Origin of the sequence: Janthinobacterium sp. CG_23.4, assembly GCF_029892305.1 — a bacterium.
Classification (GTDB): domain Bacteria; phylum Pseudomonadota; class Gammaproteobacteria; order Burkholderiales; family Burkholderiaceae_D; genus Janthinobacterium; species Janthinobacterium lividum_D.
Genome location: NZ_JARXUX010000001.1, coordinates 3431901 through 3449366, shown reverse-complemented (window position 1 = coordinate 3449366; position 17466 = coordinate 3431901). Strand labels below are relative to the sequence as shown.

The 17466-nt window shown below is 60.5% G+C and carries 13 protein-coding genes and 1 tRNA gene; 12 read left to right on the top strand and 2 right to left on the bottom strand.

Annotated elements, in window-relative coordinates; genetic code table 11:
* Positions 1–148 precede the first annotated feature (148 nt).
* From H4V96_RS15470 to H4V96_RS15445, 6 genes are all read left to right on the top strand, one after another.
* Positions 149–1210: a porin gene (locus H4V96_RS15470; RefSeq protein WP_196854847.1), complete on the top strand. Its 1062-nt coding sequence runs from the start codon at positions 149–151 to the stop codon at positions 1208–1210.
* 3 nt (positions 1211–1213) lie between these two features.
* Complete coding sequence (locus H4V96_RS15465) at positions 1214–2194, top strand: tripartite tricarboxylate transporter substrate-binding protein (RefSeq protein ID WP_010399968.1); 981 nt, start codon at positions 1214–1216, stop codon at positions 2192–2194.
* 44 nt (positions 2195–2238) lie between these two features.
* A complete protein-coding gene (locus tag H4V96_RS15460; protein ID WP_196854848.1) occupies positions 2239–3336 on the top strand; it encodes an ABC transporter substrate-binding protein in 1098 nt (365 codons plus the stop codon).
* A 78-nt stretch (positions 3337–3414) separates the two neighbouring features.
* On the top strand, positions 3415–5205 hold the full coding sequence (locus H4V96_RS15455; RefSeq protein WP_196854849.1) for an iron ABC transporter permease: 1791 nt from the start codon (positions 3415–3417) through the stop codon (positions 5203–5205).
* Positions 5206–5238: 33 nt separating this feature from the next.
* Positions 5239–6312 carry an ABC transporter ATP-binding protein gene (locus tag H4V96_RS15450; protein WP_010399963.1) on the top strand — a complete coding sequence of 358 codons (1074 nt, stop codon included), beginning with the start codon at positions 5239–5241 and terminating at the stop codon, positions 6310–6312.
* A gap of 408 nt (positions 6313–6720) precedes the next feature.
* Positions 6721–8607 carry an MFS transporter gene (locus H4V96_RS15445; protein ID WP_196854850.1) on the top strand — a complete coding sequence of 629 codons (1887 nt, stop codon included), beginning with the start codon at positions 6721–6723 and terminating at the stop codon, positions 8605–8607.
* A gap of 32 nt (positions 8608–8639) precedes the next feature.
* Here H4V96_RS15445 and H4V96_RS15440 read toward each other — a convergent pair whose 3' ends face one another.
* Complete coding sequence (locus tag H4V96_RS15440) at positions 8640–8810, bottom strand: hypothetical protein (RefSeq protein ID WP_196854851.1); 171 nt, start codon at positions 8808–8810, stop codon at positions 8640–8642.
* Positions 8811–9116: 306 nt separating this feature from the next.
* Here H4V96_RS15440 and H4V96_RS15435 point away from each other — a divergent pair, with 306 nt between their 5' ends.
* From H4V96_RS15435 to H4V96_RS15415, 5 genes are all read left to right on the top strand, one after another.
* Positions 9117–10328 (top strand): efflux RND transporter periplasmic adaptor subunit, encoded by a 1212-nt coding sequence (locus tag H4V96_RS15435; RefSeq protein ID WP_010399957.1) that lies wholly within the window; start codon positions 9117–9119, stop codon positions 10326–10328.
* 15 nt (positions 10329–10343) lie between these two features.
* Positions 10344–13508 (top strand): efflux RND transporter permease subunit, encoded by a 3165-nt coding sequence (locus H4V96_RS15430; protein WP_196854852.1) that lies wholly within the window; start codon positions 10344–10346, stop codon positions 13506–13508.
* 1 nt (position 13509) lies between these two features.
* On the top strand, positions 13510–14961 hold the full coding sequence (gene adeC, locus H4V96_RS15425; protein ID WP_196854853.1) for an AdeC/AdeK/OprM family multidrug efflux complex outer membrane factor: 1452 nt from the start codon (positions 13510–13512) through the stop codon (positions 14959–14961).
* 69 nt (positions 14962–15030) lie between these two features.
* A complete protein-coding gene (locus tag H4V96_RS15420) occupies positions 15031–15645 on the top strand; it encodes a TetR/AcrR family transcriptional regulator (protein ID WP_010399948.1) in 615 nt (204 codons plus the stop codon).
* A gap of 102 nt (positions 15646–15747) precedes the next feature.
* Positions 15748–15824: transfer RNA gene (locus tag H4V96_RS15415), tRNA-Pro, on the top strand.
* Between the two features lie 358 nt (positions 15825–16182).
* On the opposite strand, the gene H4V96_RS15410 is transcribed toward H4V96_RS15415, so the two are convergent.
* Positions 16183–16494: a hypothetical protein gene (locus H4V96_RS15410; RefSeq protein ID WP_280721039.1), complete on the bottom strand. Its 312-nt coding sequence runs from the start codon at positions 16492–16494 to the stop codon at positions 16183–16185.
* A 697-nt stretch (positions 16495–17191) separates the two neighbouring features.
* Here H4V96_RS15410 and H4V96_RS15405 point away from each other — a divergent pair.
* The gene (locus H4V96_RS15405; RefSeq protein WP_196854855.1) at positions 17192–17419 is read left to right on the top strand and encodes a hypothetical protein; all 228 of its coding nucleotides are present in this window, start codon (positions 17192–17194) and stop codon (positions 17417–17419) included.
* The last annotated feature ends 47 nt before the right edge of the window (positions 17420–17466 follow it).

Sequence of the window (17466 nt, the reverse complement as noted above, 5' to 3'; positions counted from 1 at the left end):
ATGAATATGTTGGGCTCGATTGTGGCTGGCTGGCGACACTTGTCGTGCTGAAAGCCAATTGAAAGGCTGACGCTCATATAGTGTGACTCTGATTCATGAAATGGATCAGGCATATCACTAATAACTATATCTAAGGGAGACACTTCACATGAAGAAAACTGCATTCTCGCTGGCCGCCATGGCGGTGCTCGCCGCAGCCGGCAGCGCCCAGGCCCAGTCGAACGTGACCCTGTATGGCCGCCTTGACGCTGGTATCAGCAACACCAGCAACGCCGGTCCGAACAAGAGCTCGATGACGCAAGTGAGCTCCGGCGGCATGAACACCTCGCGCTGGGGCATCCTGGGCAGCGAAGACCTGGGTGGCGGCCTGAAAGCGGTCTTCAATCTGGAAGGCGGCATCCTGGTCGACACGGGCGCAGCCGACGGCGCGCTGTTCAAGCGCCAGGCCAATGTGGGCCTGGAAGGTGCGTTTGGCCGCGTCGTGCTGGGCCGCTCGTTTACCACTGTATATGACTTTGTGCTGCCGTTCGATCCGATGGCGTATGCGCCGTTCTACTCGTGGGCTACCTCGGCCAACGCGACGGGCCCGAGCAAGTATGGCATGACAACCGCCTTCGACAACCTGGTCAAGTACTCGGGCAAGACGGGCGACTTCAGCTACGGCGCCTCGTATGGTGTCGGCGAGCAGTCGACGGGCAACTCGGACAGCGCCAAGCTGTCGACGGCAGTTACCTACAAGACCGGTCCTGTCAGCCTGCTCGCGACGTATGAACAGGTGAACGGCAATGCCATCGCTGGCGGCGCGCGCGACAAGACCACTGTGTACCACCTGGGCGCCATGTATGACAATGGCCCGTGGAAGGTGCAGGCGGCGGCGCGCGACTACAAGCTCGATCCGGCTGCCGCCGGCAAGGCCGACGTGCGCGGCACCTTGTACTGGGGCGGCGTCAGCTACATGACCACGCCGGCAATCACCCTGACGGGCGTGATCTACTACCAGGACGTAAAGAATGTGGCGGCCAACCTGAATGCCGATCCGATCATGTACGTGGCGCGCGTGCGCTATGCGCTGTCCAAGCGCACTGACCTGTACGTGGCCGGCGCTTATGCCAAGGCCAAGCACAATCAGTTGGTCAGCCTGTCGCGCGACGATGCCGGTTTCGGCGACACCCAGCGCGGTGTGATGGCCGGCATCCAGCACCGCTTCTAAGGCATGACGATGCTGCGTTCTCTGCTGCTGTCTTTGCTGTGCCTGCTGCCCGCCGTCGCGGGGGCGCAGGCGTTTGCTGCGGCCGAGTGCGTGGTGCCGTCCAAACCGGGCGGTGCCATGGACCTGACCTGCAAGCTGGCAAAAAAAGGCCTGGCGCAGGAGGGCGCGGCAGGCCTGGCGGGCCCAATGCGCATCAGCTATCTGCCCGGCGGCATCGGTGCGGTGGCCTGGCACTCGATGGCATCGCAACGACGCCGTGCGGAAGCGAACACCCTGGTGGCGTTTTCGGGCGGTTCGCTGCTCAATTTGGCGCAGGGCAAGTTCGGCAATGCGAAGGCGAGCGACGTGCGCTGGGTGGCGGCGCTGGGTGCCGACTACGGCATGATCGCCGTGCGCAGCGATTCGCCCTACAAGAGCCTGGCCGACCTGATCGCGGCGCTGCGCCAGCATCCAGACCAGGTACTGATCGGCGTCTCCGGCACCATCGGCAGCCAGGACTGGCTGAAGATGGCGTTGCTGGCGCGCCATGCCGGCATCGATCCGAAAGTGCTGCGTTTTGTGGCGCTCGAGGGCGGCGGCGAAGTGTTTACGGCGATGCAGGCCGGTTACGTGCAGGTGGTCTCGGGCGACACCTCGGAGGCCACCCTGAACGCCAGCGCCAACCATGCGCGCGTGCTGGCGGTACTGTCGGAAAAACGCCTGCCTGGCGTGTTGGCCGGCGTGCCGACTGCGCGCGAGCAGGGCTTCGACGTGGTCTGGCCGATCATTCGCGGCGTATGGATGGGCCCCCAGGTACCCGAGGCAAATTACCAGCGCTGGGTGGCTACCTTTGACCGCGTGATGGCTACGCCGCAGTTCGCGCAGTGGCGTGCGCAGGCCGGCCTGTACCCATTCGCCCTGACGGGGCCGAAGCTGACAGCGTATGTCAAGCAGGCGGTCGATGAGTATGCCAGGCAGGCGAATGAGCTTGGCTTGATGCGCTGAACGACATCCTAATAAAAAACCTATCCATAGACGGAGACAACCCCATGCAAACCAAGACCCTGCTTCAAGCTGCCCTTGCCACCGCGTTTGCCAGCCTGGCCAGCGCCGTATTTGCGCAAGTGCCGGCCGGCTATCCGGCCGACTATCAAAAGATCATCGACGCGGCCAAGAAGGAAGGCAAGGTGGTGATCTACAGCGCCACCGACAGCAAGGCTGCCGCTCCGCTGATCAAGGACTTCAGCGCCCTGTATCCCGGCATCTCGGTCGAATACAACGACATGAATTCCACCGAAGTGTATAACCGTTTCATTTCCGAAGTGGCCGCCGGCGGCAATACGGCCGATGTGATGTGGTCGTCGGCGATGGACTTGCAGATGCGCCTGGCCTCCGATGGTTATGCGCTCAAGTACAAATCGGTCGAAGCGGCGAAGATTCCCGGTTGGGCCATGTGGGATGACCAGGCTTACGGCACCACATTCGAGCCGGCCGCCATCGTCTACAACAAGCGTTTGCTCGATCCGAAGGAAGTGCCGAAGAATCACGACGACTTCGTCAAGCTGATCGCCACGCCGAAATTCAAGGACAAGGTCACCACCTACGATATCGAAAAATCGGGCGTGGGCTTCATGTTCATGGCGCAGGATGCCAAGGAATACCCGCAATTTCTGGCGCTGCAAAACGCGTTCGGCACGGCCAAGGTGCGCGTGCAGTCGTCGACGGGCACCATGATGGAGCGCATCTCCTCGGGGGAAAACCTGATCGGCTACAACGTGCTGGGTTCTTATGCGCTGGTGCGCGCCAAGACCGATCCGTCTATCGGCGTGGTGCTGCCCAAGGATTACACCCTGATCCTGTCGCGCGTGCAGTTCATCAACAAGAATGCGAAGAACGTCAACGCCAGCAAGCTATGGCTCGATTACATCTTGTCGCAGCGCGGCCAGACCATCATTGCCAATGGCGCCAAGCTATTCGCCATCCGCGCCGACGTCACGGGCGAAACCACGTCGGCCGACCTGATCAAGCAAATCGGCGCAGCCAATGTCAAGCCGATTCCCGTACACCCGATCATCCTGCAGTTTTTGGGACCTGCCAAGCGCATGGCCTTCCTGAAGCAGTGGAAAGAGACCGCCGGCAAGAAGTAGGAATAGCCAACGCCGTCTTGGCCGCCCGCGAGCCTGGCTCGCGGGCGCACGCCGCCCCCTTCATACATTGGATTCATCATGCAAACTGCCATCTTGCCGCTGCCTGCACGGTCGCGCTCTCCCTTGTCGCGCCTGAACTGGTCGCGCGGCGTGGTCGTGACGATCACGCTGATCGCCATTTTCCTCCCGCTGTTCCTGATTTTTTACCAGAGCTTTTTGAACGCGCCGTTTTTCATGCCCGTGCGCGAATTGGGCTTTGATTCCTACCGTTTCATCTTCGATGATCCCGATTTTGCCATGGCCTTCAAGAATGGCCTGATGCTGGCCTTCGGCCTGACCGTCATCGCCGTGCCGCTGGGCGGCATGCTGGCCTTTCTGATGGTGCGCACCGACTTGCCCGGCCGCGGCTGGGTGGCGCCGATGCTGCTGGTGCCCATTTTTGTCTCGCCGATGGTGATGGGCTTTGGCTACGTCGTCTCGATGGGCCCCGTGGGCTTTTACTCGATATGGGCCAAGGAGTTGCTCGGCTTCGTGCCCTGGAATATTTACTCGTTCACCAGCATCGTCATCATCGCCGGCCTGACGCACGTGCCGCACGTCTACTTGTACGCCTCCTCGGCGCTGAAAAGCCTCGGTTCCGATGTCGAAGAAGCGGCCCGCGTGGCCGGCGCCTCGCCGATCCAGGTGATGCTCAATGTGTCGCTGCCGATGATCATGCCGGCGCTGGCATATGCGGGCGTGCTGGTGTTCTTCCTTGGCTTTGAAGTATTCGGCCTGGTGCTGGTGCTCGGTGATCCGGAAGGCCATCTGGTGCTGCCGACCTACCTGTACAAGCTGACCAACAAGCTGGGCACGCCGTCCTACCATCTGATGGCCGCCGTCGCCGTCTGCCTGGTGATGGTGACCATGCCGCTGGTGATGCTACAGCGCTGGTTGCTCAAGTCGGCCAACAAGTATGTGTCGATCAAGGGCAAGGGCGCGCGCAGCAAGGCCATGCCGCTGGGTCGCTGGAAATGGCTGGCCTTTGCCTTGCTGGCCGGCTGGCTGATCTTCACCATCATCTTGCCGTTGACGGGTATCGTATTGCGCTCCTTCGTGCAGTACTGGGGCGAAGGCGTGCACTTGGCCGACGTGCTGACACTGCAGCATTTCCGCGATATTTTCGAGCAGCCATCGCTGGTGCGCGGCATCGTCAACACCATCCTGATCGGTGTCGTCGGCGGCGCCCTGGCCGTGGGCTGCTACAGCTTCATCGCGCTGGCCATGCACCGCAAGCAGGACGGCATCACGCGCCTGCTCGACTACAGCGTGCTGGTGCCGCGCGCCGTGCCGGGCCTGCTGGCCGGCCTGTCGTTCCTGTGGGTGTTCCTGTTCGTGCCAGCCTGGCTTGACGGCATGCTCAAGGGCATGGACAACAGCGTGGCCCTATGGCTGAGTGGCCATGTCATACCCGTGCTGCGCGAAGTGCGCTCGACCATCTTCGCCCTGTGGCTGGCGTATTCGGTGGTATGGATGGCGTACGGCATGCGCCTCATTTCTACCGCGCTGCTGCAAGTGGGACCGGAGCTGGAAGAGGCGGCGCGCGCCGTCGGCGCCAGCCGCGGCCAGGTGACGCGCGACGTGACCTTGCCGCTGATCAAATACGGCTTGCTGGGCGCCTGGCTGATGGTCTTCCTGATCTTCGAGCGTGAATATTCGACCGGCGTGTACCTGCTTTCGCCGGGTACGGAAGTGATCGGCGCCATGTTGGTATCGCTGTGGGCTGGCGGCTCGACCGACCTGGTGGCGGCGCTGTCCTTCATCAATATCACCCTGGTGGCCATCGGCCTGGGCATCGCGCTGCGCTTTGGCGTGAAGTTGCATAACTGAGCTGCATAACTAAAAATAGACTGAGACCACATCATGAATGAATTGACCGTCAATGAGTTGTACCTGGACTACGGCACTGGCGCTGCGGCCAACCAGATACTGAAGGGTGTCTCCATGCACCTGAAAAAAGGCGAAGTGGTCGCCTTGCTGGGGCCTTCGGGGAGTGGCAAGACGACCTTGCTGCGCGCCGTCGCCGGGCTGGAAAGCCCGAAGGCGGGCACCATCGAGATCGGCGAGCGCAATGTCTACGATGGCGCGAAACACTTCGAGATGCCGGCCGAGCATCGCAACCTGGGCCTGGTGTTCCAGTCGTACGCGCTGTGGCCGCACAAGACCGTGTTCGACAACGTCGCCTATGGGCTCAAATTGCGCAAGATGGGCAGCACGGAAATCGCCGCGCGCATCAAGGAAGTACTGACGCAGCTGGGTCTCGGTCATTTGGGCGAACGCTATCCGCATCAGCTGTCCGGTGGCCAACAGCAGCGCGTGGCAATCGCTCGAGCGCTGGTGTACAACCCACCCGTGATCCTGCTCGACGAACCGCTGTCGAACCTGGACGCCAAGTTGCGCGAGGAAGCGCGCGCCTTCCTGCGCGAACTGATCGTGCGCCTGGGCCTGTCAGCCCTGATGGTGACGCATGACCAGGGCGAGGCGATGGCCATTTCCGACCGTATCTTGCTGCTCAATAACGGCAGGATCGAGCAGCAGGGCACGCCGCAAAGCATGTATGAAACGCCCGACACCCTGTTTACGGCCGAATTCATGGGCAGTAACAACCGCCTGCCCGGCAAGGTGCTGCAGCGTAATGGCAGTGCCGTGGGCCTGCTGATCGATGGCGCCGCCATGCAGGGCGTGGCGCGTGGCGCCAATGTCGGCACGGACGTCACCACCATGATCCGCGTCGAAGAGGTGAAGATCAGCGCCACGCAGGTGGACAACGCCATCGAGTTGCCGCTGCTGACCTGCATGTATTTGGGCGACCGCTGGGAATGCCTGTTCGAGCGCGCTGGTGCCGAGAACATCAGCCTGCGCGCGTATTCGCGCCACAAGCTCGAAGCGGGCAAGTACTGGCTGCACATGCCAGCCGATAAGCTCTGGGTGTTTTAACGGTGCCGAGGTGGCCATCCCGGCCACCTCGTTCGTGCAGCAAGTGCCTTCATTCCCCTGCACCACGATTTCCTGCACCGACGCTTCGCGCTGGCGCATGAAGCGCACGATGGAGTCGACCGTGACGACGTCGATCTGGCGCGTCATGTTATCGCGCGGGCGGCTGTTCATTCTTGATCTGCGATAGCAAACGCCAGGCCCCACGCTACGAGTGCGGTGTTTTATTGCCCTGAGGCCGGCGATTTTAGTCGGACCAAGGCAAGTGGCTAGCCCTGCTCGGCTGCATCACTGGCATTGGCCGCGGCGTACTTTTTGTATTGACGCCGGGCAAGAGGACGACATTCACATTGTCGTGCGCAGGATAGTGCTGTATTTTAGCGATTCCTTCAGCCCGCCTCCTCCCATGCCATGAGTCAAAGCAGCCAGTTTTCCTTATTGTCGCAGCGCCGTTTCGGGCCCTTCTTCTGGACCCAGTTCTTTGGCGCCTTCAACGACAATCTGTTCAAGACGGCCCTGATGGTGATCCTTGCCTACGATGCACTGAGCTGGACCACGCTAGACCCGTCCACCATTACCAACCTGATTCCTGGCCTGTTCATCCTGCCCTATGTCGTGTTCTCGGCCACGGCGGGCCAGTTGGCCGACAAATTCGAAAAGGCGGGCCTGGCGCGTTTCGTCAAATGGATGGAACTGGCGATCATGGCGGTGGCCGCCGTCGGCTGGATGACGCATACGCTGTGGCTGCTGGTGGCCGCCGTGGTTGGCATGGGCGTGCATTCGACCCTGTTCGGCCCCGTCAAGTATGCCTATCTGCCGCAGCAGCTAAAACGCGAGGAATTGGTCGGCGGCAATGGCCTGATCGAGATGGGCACCTTCGTCGGCATTCTATTGGGTGAAATCCTGGGCGCCGTCTTGATTGTGCACAAGCCGTTGGGCGTGGAACTGGTGGCCGGCGCCACGATTGCCGTGGCCGTCTTCGGCCTGCTCGCCAGCTATCGCGTGCCGCGCACGCCTGCGCCCGAGCCGGACTTGAAGGTAAGTTTGAACTTTGTCGCCGAATCGTGGCGCAACCTGAATTTTTCACGCAAGAACCGCCCCGTCTTCCTCGCCATGCTGGGCAATTCCTGGTTCTGGTTTTATGGCGCCCTGATCCTGGCCCAGTTCCCCGTATATGCCAAGGATTTCCTGCATGGCGACCATAGCGTGTTCGTACTGCTGCTGACGGTGTTTTCCATCGGCATCGGCACCGGTTCCCTGCTGTGCGAGCGCCTGTCCGGCCACAAGATCGAGATCGGCCTGGTGCCGTTTGGTTCCATCGGCCTGTCGCTGTTCGGCATCGACCTGTATTTCGCCAGCAATGCCTATGCAAATACGCAAGTAGTCGACGCGCTGGCGTTTGTGAGCCAGGCGGGCGTGCCGCGTATCTTGCTCGACATCGTCATGATCGGCGTGTTTGGCAGTTTCTTCATCGTGCCCCTGTTCGCCCTGATCCAGACGCGCTGCGACCCGAAACACATTTCGCGCACCATTGCCGGCATGAATATCTTGAATGCCCTGTTCATGGTGGCGGCCGCTGGCGTGGCCATCGTACTGCTGGGGCAGGGCTTTAGCATACCGCAGCTGTTCCTCGTCACGGCGATTCTCAATGCGCTGGTGGCGGTCTATATCTTTTCGCTGGTGCCGGAATTTCTCATGCGTTTCCTGGCGTGGATACTCATCCAGACCGTGCATCGGGTGAATGTCGTCGATGCCGAGCGTATCCCTGCGGAAGGCGCAGCGGTGCTGGTGTGCAACCATGTCAGCTATGTGGACGCCATCGTCATCATGGCGGCCAGTCCTCGCCCCATCCGTTTCGTCATGGACCACCGCATCTTCAAGATGCCGCTGATGGGCTGGATTTTCCGCACGGCCAAGGCCATCCCCATTGCGCCAGCCAAGGAAGATCCTTTCCTGATGGAAAGGGCCTTCATCGATATTGCGCAAGCGCTGCACGAGGGGGAATTGGTGTGCATCTTCCCTGAAGGCAAGCTGACGCGCACGGGCCAGATCAGCGAATTCAAGGGCGGTATCGCCAAAATCGTCGAGCGCAGCAAGGTGCCCGTGATTCCGCTGGCGCTGCGCGGCTTGTGGGGCCATCTGTTGAGCCATCGCAACGGCCACCTGTTCGAGCGCGCCTTCAAGGCTGGCTTGCGTTCGCGTTTGTCGCTGGCCGTGGGCATGCCGGTGGCACCCGAGGCCGCCACGCCGGAGTTGCTGCAACAAAAGGTGCAGGAATTGCGCGGCAAGTGGAAATGAACGTCATTGCGTGCCACTAGCGGCACGCCCCGTTATTGCAGCATACGCAAGCGGCACCGGTGATTGCCATGCGCCTGGTTTTGCCGTTCCAGTTCGGACAGCGCAGCGAGCAGCAGGCGACGCCGGCGACGCCCGTTGAGCTCGGCGAGGGCGCGTGTCCAGGCCGCTTGTGCCCTGTATTGCGCCCCGTCTTGCGCCCCCATATCGCATCCTTGTCGCTCAGTTCAGCAAAGAAATCTTGAGCCTGCTAAAGTCGTTACTCAATATACCTTTCCCGCTCTACCGTTTTACCACTGCGGCTAGGTCCCGGCGCCACTTTGCCGGCCTGCCGCCGCTGTTGCTGTCCTTATTTTGTTTATAAATTGATAATTTAATCCACTTGAAAGTTACTATGTTTCAATTGTAACGACGCTTGACGATTTTAGAATGATCGTTCATTCTTTGATCTGCGTTAATAAATTTCCTCATTTCTAACGACACTAGCCAGCTTCTTTTTCAGAAAGTCCAAGATGCAACCAACCTTTTTCTTGACGTCGCCGCGTACGAGCGGCGCTATTGCTGTTTTGTGCGCCACTGTAGTGATGGCCGGCTGCAGTAAAAAACAGGAAGCACCTCGCGCGCAGCAAGCGCCACAGGTGGTCGTGTTTACCGTGAATCCGGCCGCGTTGCCGATGAGTGCCGAATTGCCGGGCCGCACGAACGCTTACCAGGTCGCCGACGTGCGCCCGCAAGTTGGCGGTTTGATCCAGAAGCGCCTGTTTGTCGAGGGTAGCGATGTGAAAGCCGGCGCGGCGCTGTACCAGATCGATTCCGCCACCTATCAGGCCGCTGCCAATTCGTCCAAGGCCGCGCTGTCGAAAGCCAAGGCCAACCTGCTGACGGCCGGCCCGAAAGCGGCACGCTACAAGGAATTGGTTGCCATCGAAGGCGTGAGCCGCCAGGAATACGATGACGCTGTCGCCGCGTTCGAGCAAGCCAAGGCAGATGTCGAGTCCGCCACCGCAGCGCTGGAATTGGCGAATATCAATCTGAAATACAGCACCGTGACGGCGCCGATCAGCGGCCGCACCAGCCGCTCGAGCGTGACAGCTGGCGCGCTGGTGACGGCGGGCCAGGCCGAAGCGCTGACGAGCGTGCAGCAGCTCGACCCGATCTATGTCGACGTGACCCAGTCGAGTACCGACCTGCTGCGCCTGAAACGCCAGATGGCGGACGGTTCGCTGAAAAAAGTGGGTGAAGGCCAGGCCAAGGTTGACCTGATCCTGCCCGACGGCAGCAAGTACAGCGAAGCGGGCAAACTGCAGTTCTCCGGCGTGACAGTCGATCCGAGTACCGGCAACGTGATCTTGCGCGCGCTGTTCCCGAACCCTAAAGGTGAATTACTGCCAGGCATGTACGTGCGTGCGCGGCTGGAAACAGGCGTCGATGAAAAAGCCATCACCGTGCCGCAAGTGGGCGTGACGCGCAACCAGAAGGGCCAGGCAACGGCCTTGATACTGAACAAGGAAAACAAGGTCGAGCAACGCGTGCTGACCACCAGCGGCACGGTCGGCAACGACTGGCTCGTGACATCCGGCCTGGCTGCGGGCGACCGCGTGATCGTGGAGGGCTTGCAAAAAGTCAAGCCAGGTGCCCCGGCCGTTGCCGTGCCGGCCAAGGCTGAAGCTGCTCCTGCGCCCGCTGCCGCTTCTGCCGCCGCATCGGCTGCCAGCGCCCACTAATCGAGGAGAATATCAATGGCCCGTTTTTTCATTGATCGCCCGATTTTTGCATGGGTGATCGCCATCGTCATCATGCTTGCCGGCGTGATTTCGATCCTCAGCCTGCCGATCGCGCAGTATCCGAGCATCGCGCCGCCGTCGATTTCGATCAGCGGCTCCTACCCTGGCGCTTCCGCCAAGACGGTGGAAGATGCGGTGACCCAGGTCATCGAACAAAAGATGAAGGGTATCGACGGCTTGCGCTACATTGCCTCGTCGAGCGATGCCACTGGCGGCATCAGCATCACGCTGACGTTCATCAGTGGCACCAACCCGGACATTGCCCAAGTGCAGGTACAGAACAAGCTGCAGCTGGCGACGCCACTGCTGCCGACCGCTGTCACGCAACAAGGCCTGGTCGTCTCGAAAGCGACGAAGAACTTCCTGATGGTGTTCGGCTTCATTTCTGAAAACGGCAAGATGGACCAGACCGACTTGAGCGACTATGTGGCCGCCAACGTCGTCGATCCGCTCAGCCGTGTGGCTGGCGTGGGCGATGTAACACTGTTCGGTTCGCAGTACGCCATGCGCATCTGGCTCGATCCGGCCAAGCTGCAAAGCTTCAACCTGACCCCGGCCGATGTGATTACGGCCGTGCAGGCGCAGAATGCGGAAGTGTCGGCCGGCGAACTGGGCGGCACGCCGTCCGTCAAGGGCCAGCAGTTGAACGCCACCGTATCGGCGCAAAGCCGCTTGCAAACGGCCGAGCAGTTCGGTGCCATCTTGCTCAAAACCACCACCAACGGTGCCATGGTGTACCTGAAGGACGTGGCCAGCATGGAACTGGGGCGCGAGAACTACAACACCGTGGCCCGCTACAACGGCAATGCGGCCACCGGCGTGGCGATCAAGCTGGCGACGGGCGCGAATGCGCTCGATACGGCGAATGCGGCGAAAGCCATGCTGGGCAAGCTGAGCCAGCAATTCCCTGAAGGCATGAGCTACCAGGTGGCGTTCGATACGACACCGTTCGTGAAACTGTCGATCGAAGAAGTGGTCAAAACCCTGGTCGAAGCGGTCATCCTGGTATTTTTGGTGATGTATCTGTTCCTGCAAAACTTCCGCGCCACGCTGATCCCGACCATGGCCGTGCCGGTGGTGCTGCTCGGTACCTTCGGCATCCTGAATGCGTTTGGCTATTCGATCAATACGCTCACCATGTTTGCCATGGTGCTGGCCATTGGTTTGCTGGTCGATGATGCCATCGTGGTGGTGGAAAACGTCGAGCGCGTGATGAGCGAAGAGGGCTTGTCGCCGCTGGAAGCGACGCGCAAGTCCATGACGCAGATCACCGGCGCGCTGGTCGGTATCGCCATGGTACTGTCGGCCGTGTTCGTGCCGATGGCCTTCTTTGGCGGTTCGACGGGCGTGATTTACCGCCAGTTCTCGATCACCATCGTCTCGTCGATGGTGCTCTCTGTCATCGTCGCGCTGGTATTTACGCCAGCCTTGTGCGCGACCTTGCTCAAGCCGGTCGAGAAAGGCCATCACGCCACCAACAAGGGTTTCTTTGGTTGGTTCAACCGTAGCTTCGACAGCAGCAGCAACACCTACCAGGGCTGGGTCGGCAGCATGATACGCCACCGTGGCCGTTCGATGTTGCTGTACGTGATACTGCTGGCCGGCCTGGTATTGCTCTTCATGCGCTTGCCGACATCGTTCTTGCCGGAAGAAGACCAGGGCATCTTGTTTACGCAGATTCAATTGCCGACTGGCGCCACGCAAGAGCGCACCCTGAAAGTGATCGAGCAAGTCGAAGAGCACTTCATGAACAGCGAGAAAGACAACGTCGCTTCCGTGTTTGCCGTCGCCGGTTTCAGCTTCGGCGGTAACGGTCAGAACACGGGTATCGCCTTCGTGCGCCTGAAAGACTGGGCGCTGCGCAAGGACGTGGCGCAAAAAGCGCCGGCCGTGGCCGGTCGCGCCATGGGCAAGTTATTGCAGATCAAGGATGCGATGGTGTTTACGTTTGCACCGCCTGCCGTGCTGGAACTGGGTAATGCCACCGGTTTCGACATGCAGTTGCAAGATGTTGGCGGTGTCGGCCATGACGCCTTGATGGCCGCGCGTAATCAGTTGCTGGGTATGGCGTCGAAAAACCCGGCCATGGTCGGCGTGCGCCCGAACGGCCAGGAAGATACGCCGCAGTACAAGATCGATATCGACCAGCAGAAAGCTACCGCGCTGGGCTTGCAGATATCGGAAATCAACCGCGTGCTGAGCGTGGGCTGGGGTAGTTCCTATGTCAACGACTTCCTCGACCGTGGTCGCGTGAAGAAAGTGTTCATGCAGGGCAATGCCGAATCGCGCATGCTGCCGGAAGACTTGAACAAGTGGTTCGTGCGCAATAGCGCTGGCCAGATGGTGCCTTTCTCGGCCTTTGCCACTGGCAAGTGGATTTATGCGTCGCCACGCCTGGAACGCTACAACGGCTTGCCGTCGGTAGAGATCCTGGGTACGCCGGCGCCGGGCCAGAGCACGGGTGCGGCCATGAATGCGATGGAAGCGATGGTGGCGCAGTTGCCGCCGGGCATAGGTTTCAGCTGGACCGGCGTGTCGCTGGAAGAGCGTGAATCCGGTTCGCAGACGCCGCAGCTGTATGCGCTGTCCTTGCTGATCGTCTTCCTGTGCCTGGCTGCGCTGTATGAAAGCTGGTCGATCCCGTTCTCCGTGCTGCTGGTGGTGCCGCTGGGTGTGATCGGCGCCGTGCTGGGCACGTGGATGTTTGGCTTGTCGAATGATGTGTACTTCCAGGTGGGCTTGCTCACGGTGGTGGGCCTGTCGGCGAAGAACGCGATTCTGATCGTCGAGTTTGCCAAGGAAATGCAGGAATCGGGCATGTCGCTGCTGGACGCGACCTTGCATGCGGTGCGTCTGCGTCTGCGGCCGATTCTGATGACCTCGATTGCTTTCGGTCTGGGCGTGTTGCCACTGGCCATTTCCAGCGGCGCCGGTTCCGGCAGCCAGAACGCCATCGGTATCGGCGTGCTGGGCGGCATGTTGACGGCCACCTTCCTCGGTATCTTCTTCGTGCCGGTGTTCTTCGTGCTGGTGCGCGGCTTCTTCTCGAAGCCCGATGCGCCAGCCACGCCGGCGACGCCTGGCTCGCCAGCCGTCACGCTTTCTAAGGATGCGCATTAATATGAAAAAAACGCTACTCTCCATGGCGGCACTGGCTTTGCTGGCCGGTTGCAGCCTGGCTCCCACGTATGAGCGTCCGGCAGCACCGGCGCCTGCGGCGTGGCCGACGGGCCCTTCCTACAAGGCCGACACGGCTGACACGGCCGCCGCCAAGCCGGTGGCCGACGTCGCCTGGCGCGAGTTCTTTGCCGATGCGCGCCTGCGTCAGGTACTGGAACTGGCGCTGGCCAACAACCGCGACCTGCGCGTCTCTATCCTGAACATCGAGAAGGCGCGCGCCACGTACGGCATCGAACGCGCCGCCCTGATGCCGACCTTGTCGGCCTCGGGCGGCCAGACGGCCACGCGCGTGCCGAAGAACGCCAGCGCCAACGGCGAAGCGTCCATCAATCGCCAGTACACGGCGAACCTGGGCGTGTCGGCCTACGAGCTGGACTTCTTCGGTCGCGTGCGCAGCCTGTCCGACAGTGCGTTGGAGCAATTCCTGGGCACGCAAGAAGCACGCAGTGCGCAGCAGATCAGCCTGGTGGCCGAAGTGGCCAGCACCTATCTGAACCTGGTGGCCGACCAGCAGCGCCTGCGCGTGGCGCAAGATACCTTGAAGAGCCAGCAGTCGTCGTATGAGCTGGCCGTGCGTCGCTTCAATGCCGGTGCTACTTCCGGCCTGGACAAGTACGATGCCCAGACCAGCGTCGAGTCGGCCCGTTCCGACGTGGCTGTGTTTACCAGCCAGGTGGCGCTGGATCAAAATGCGCTGGCCTTGCTGGTCGGCGGTCCCGTGCCGGCCGACTTGCTGCCGCCAGCCGAGTTCGGCACTGTGACCGCCCTGGCAGATATTCCGTCCGGCTTGCCGTCGGACGTGCTGCAGCGCCGTCCCGACGTGCTGGCGGCCGAGCGTACCCTGCGTGCGGCGAATGCCAACATCGGTGCGGCGCGCGCGGCTTTCTTTCCGCGCATTTCGCTGACGGCGACGGCCGGTTCGCTCAGCGACAACCTGTCGGGCCTGTTCAATGCAGGCAGCGGCACGTGGAGCTTCATTCCAAAGATCAGCTTGCCGATCTTCGATGCCGGCGTGAATCGCGCCAACCTCGATATCGCCAAGGTGCAGCGTGAAATCTCCGTGGCGCAATATGAAAAGGCGATCCAGGTCGCCTTCCGTGAAGTGTCCGATGCGCTGGCCCAGCGTGGCACCATCGACGAGCGCTTGCAATCGCAGGTTGCGCTGGTCGCAGCGTCGACGAAGAGCTACGCCATCCACGACGCGCGCTACAAGCAGGGTGCCGAATCCTACTTGAACGCGCTGGTGGCCCAGCGCGCGCTGTACTCGGCGCAGCAAAGCCTGATTACGGCGCGCCTGGCCAAATCGACCAACCTGGTGACCTTGTACAAGGTGCTGGGCGGCGGTTGGCAGCCTGAGCAGACAGCCGTCGCAGCCGCTGGCGGCGTCCAATAATCACGGGGACGCCGACGCCGGCCTTGCCCTTGTCCGCAGGGGCAGGGCTGGCGCGCTACTGGAAAAGTCATGAAGCAAGTTGAAAAGAAGCACCCCGATCCCGAGCGCGCCAACACGCGCCGCAAGCAGGTACTCGATGCGGCCGAAAGCTGTTTCAGTCGCCGCGGCTTTCACGGCGCCAGCATGGCCGAGATATCCAAGGCGGCCGGCATGAGCGCGGGCCACATCTATAACTATTTCGATAGCAAGGATGCCATCATCGCCGCCTTCGTTATTCAGAAGATGGAGCGTGTCACCAATATGATTCAGGACCTGGCGCAGCGCGATGACCCGCTGCAGGCCGTGGTCGATAATGCCAGCGAACATGTGATGGAGAAGCTGGACCCGAAAACCTGGGTGATGCCGTTGGAAATTTTTGCCGAGGCGTCGCGCAACCCCGTCATCGCGGACATGTTGCACTGCGCGGACCAGCGCTCGCGCCAGCTGCTGCTATCCATTATCCGGGATGCGCGCATCAAGCGCGGCTTGCCCGCTGACGAAGAGATGCTGGAAGGCCGCCTCAATACCATGATCGCCATGTATCAGGGCTTGCCGGTGCGGCTGGTGCATAATCCCGAGGTCAAGGCCGAACCCTTGATCGCTGGTTTCCGCATCGTCTTGACGGCATTGCTGCTGGGCGAGTAGAACGCTTCCCTCCAGGCTGAAAAAAACTTTGCGCAGTTCAATATGAATCCTGCGTAAAGCATGGCAAAAACCTAAAAGCCTCTGCTATAATTCCCACCTCGTCGGGGCGTAGCGCAGCCTGGTAGCGTACATGCATGGGGTGCATGGGGTCGGAAGTTCGAATCTTCCCGTCCCGACCATAAGAATCAAAGACTTAGGCCAATCTTCGGATTGGCCTTTTTCATGTCCGCGATTTTTACTCCTACATTTACCCCTACAGATCAACGGCCTCATATTACCCCTCGCGGCACGTCTTGAAACCTCAGCTTTTCCCCTTGCTCGCTGTGATGCATTTTTGCTGCCAGGCGGCCACCTCGGCCGAATCGCAAGCAATTGCGCGCGGTCCGATGTGCACCGAAGGTGGGAAGCTGCCATCCTTTGCGCCACGCGAGATTGGGGTGGCGGGGGCAGTTCATACGGTCGCGGGCTTTTTATTTTCCTGCTTCAGAATTTGGAATTATTCTGAAGCAGAGTCGCCAAGATAAGATTTTGACCTGATTACGTTGTTACGGCCACTACAGTGGTTCCAGCGGCGGCGGCAGCAGCGGTTACAGCAGCCGTGCCGCCGGCCATGCCTAGTCCGCCTGCTGCCAGGCTACCCCCACCGAGTGCGGCTAAGCCAGCGGAAGAAGCTGCGGCGCCAGTGAGCGTTCCACCAGCAACACCAAGGCCCGCAACGCTGGCTGCTGCGCCAATCGCTGGAGCAAAGGCAAATGCTGTCCCCCCCGTTGCAATGCCGACACCAAGCATTGCGACAGATTTAATTGGATTTTCACAAACATAATCGACGATTGAATCAAACCAGCCCATGTCTTTTCTCCCTAGAAGTCCAAGTGATATGCGTTCAAATTACAACTTATATTGCAATTTAGAAAGTATAGCATTGTTTTTAATTTATTGTTAAAAGCATCAATAAGGTTGCGTAGTAGGCGTCTTTCTATTTGAAGTTCACATGTTCTGACTACTGAAATCCTCGGGCGGCCTCGCTGCTGATGTGGTGCAGGTTGTCGCTGCACCTGTTGAGATGGTCGTCAACGTCGCGGCAGCCGCAGATTCACTGATCATCCTCTGCCACCTGACCGGGTTACAACTGCACCATGAGCGCTTGACTTAATGGGTACGCAAGGAGGTGAGTGCTCACGCTCCCTTTGCTCGCCCTCGCCGGCTGATCCGATGGGTATCGCGTGCGCTGGGCCTATGAAGCTCACGAACCTCTAGCCCCGCATTACTGCCACGCCCACAGGCATCGCCACGATGCCATCTGGCGACTAGCGCGCAGACAAGACAAGTAGCACCCAGCGCGGCTATGGCTACAAGTGGCAGCAAGCTCGCGCCGCCGATCTGGCCAAGCATCCGTTCTGCGTGTACTGCCTGCGCCGGCGATTTTTGCAGCGCCGCGCCGCTGGCCGCGTATGTCGGCGCCTGGCAGTCGGCCTGAGACAATCATGACCGTCAATCGCTCGTCATTGCACTTAACAGCGACGACAGCGGTTCGCTGGAACTGACTTTGACCGGCGAGACCTATTTCAAGGCCGATTGCTCTGGCCCCGTGGTCGCGACAGAGATCATGAGCACCAAGCGGACCAAGCGCACCAAGAGCATCGGCAAGCCGGACGGCACAGCCGACATGCTGATCAAGCTGTCGGGAAACGCCGCGCCAACGAGCTTGCGTGTCGACAAAATCACCTCGTCGGCCCCAGCCTATCCATTCCAGCGCAAAGGTGCCACCGTTTAGTATGTGCTGCGAAATAATATTATTTTATGCGAAATGGTATTGATTAT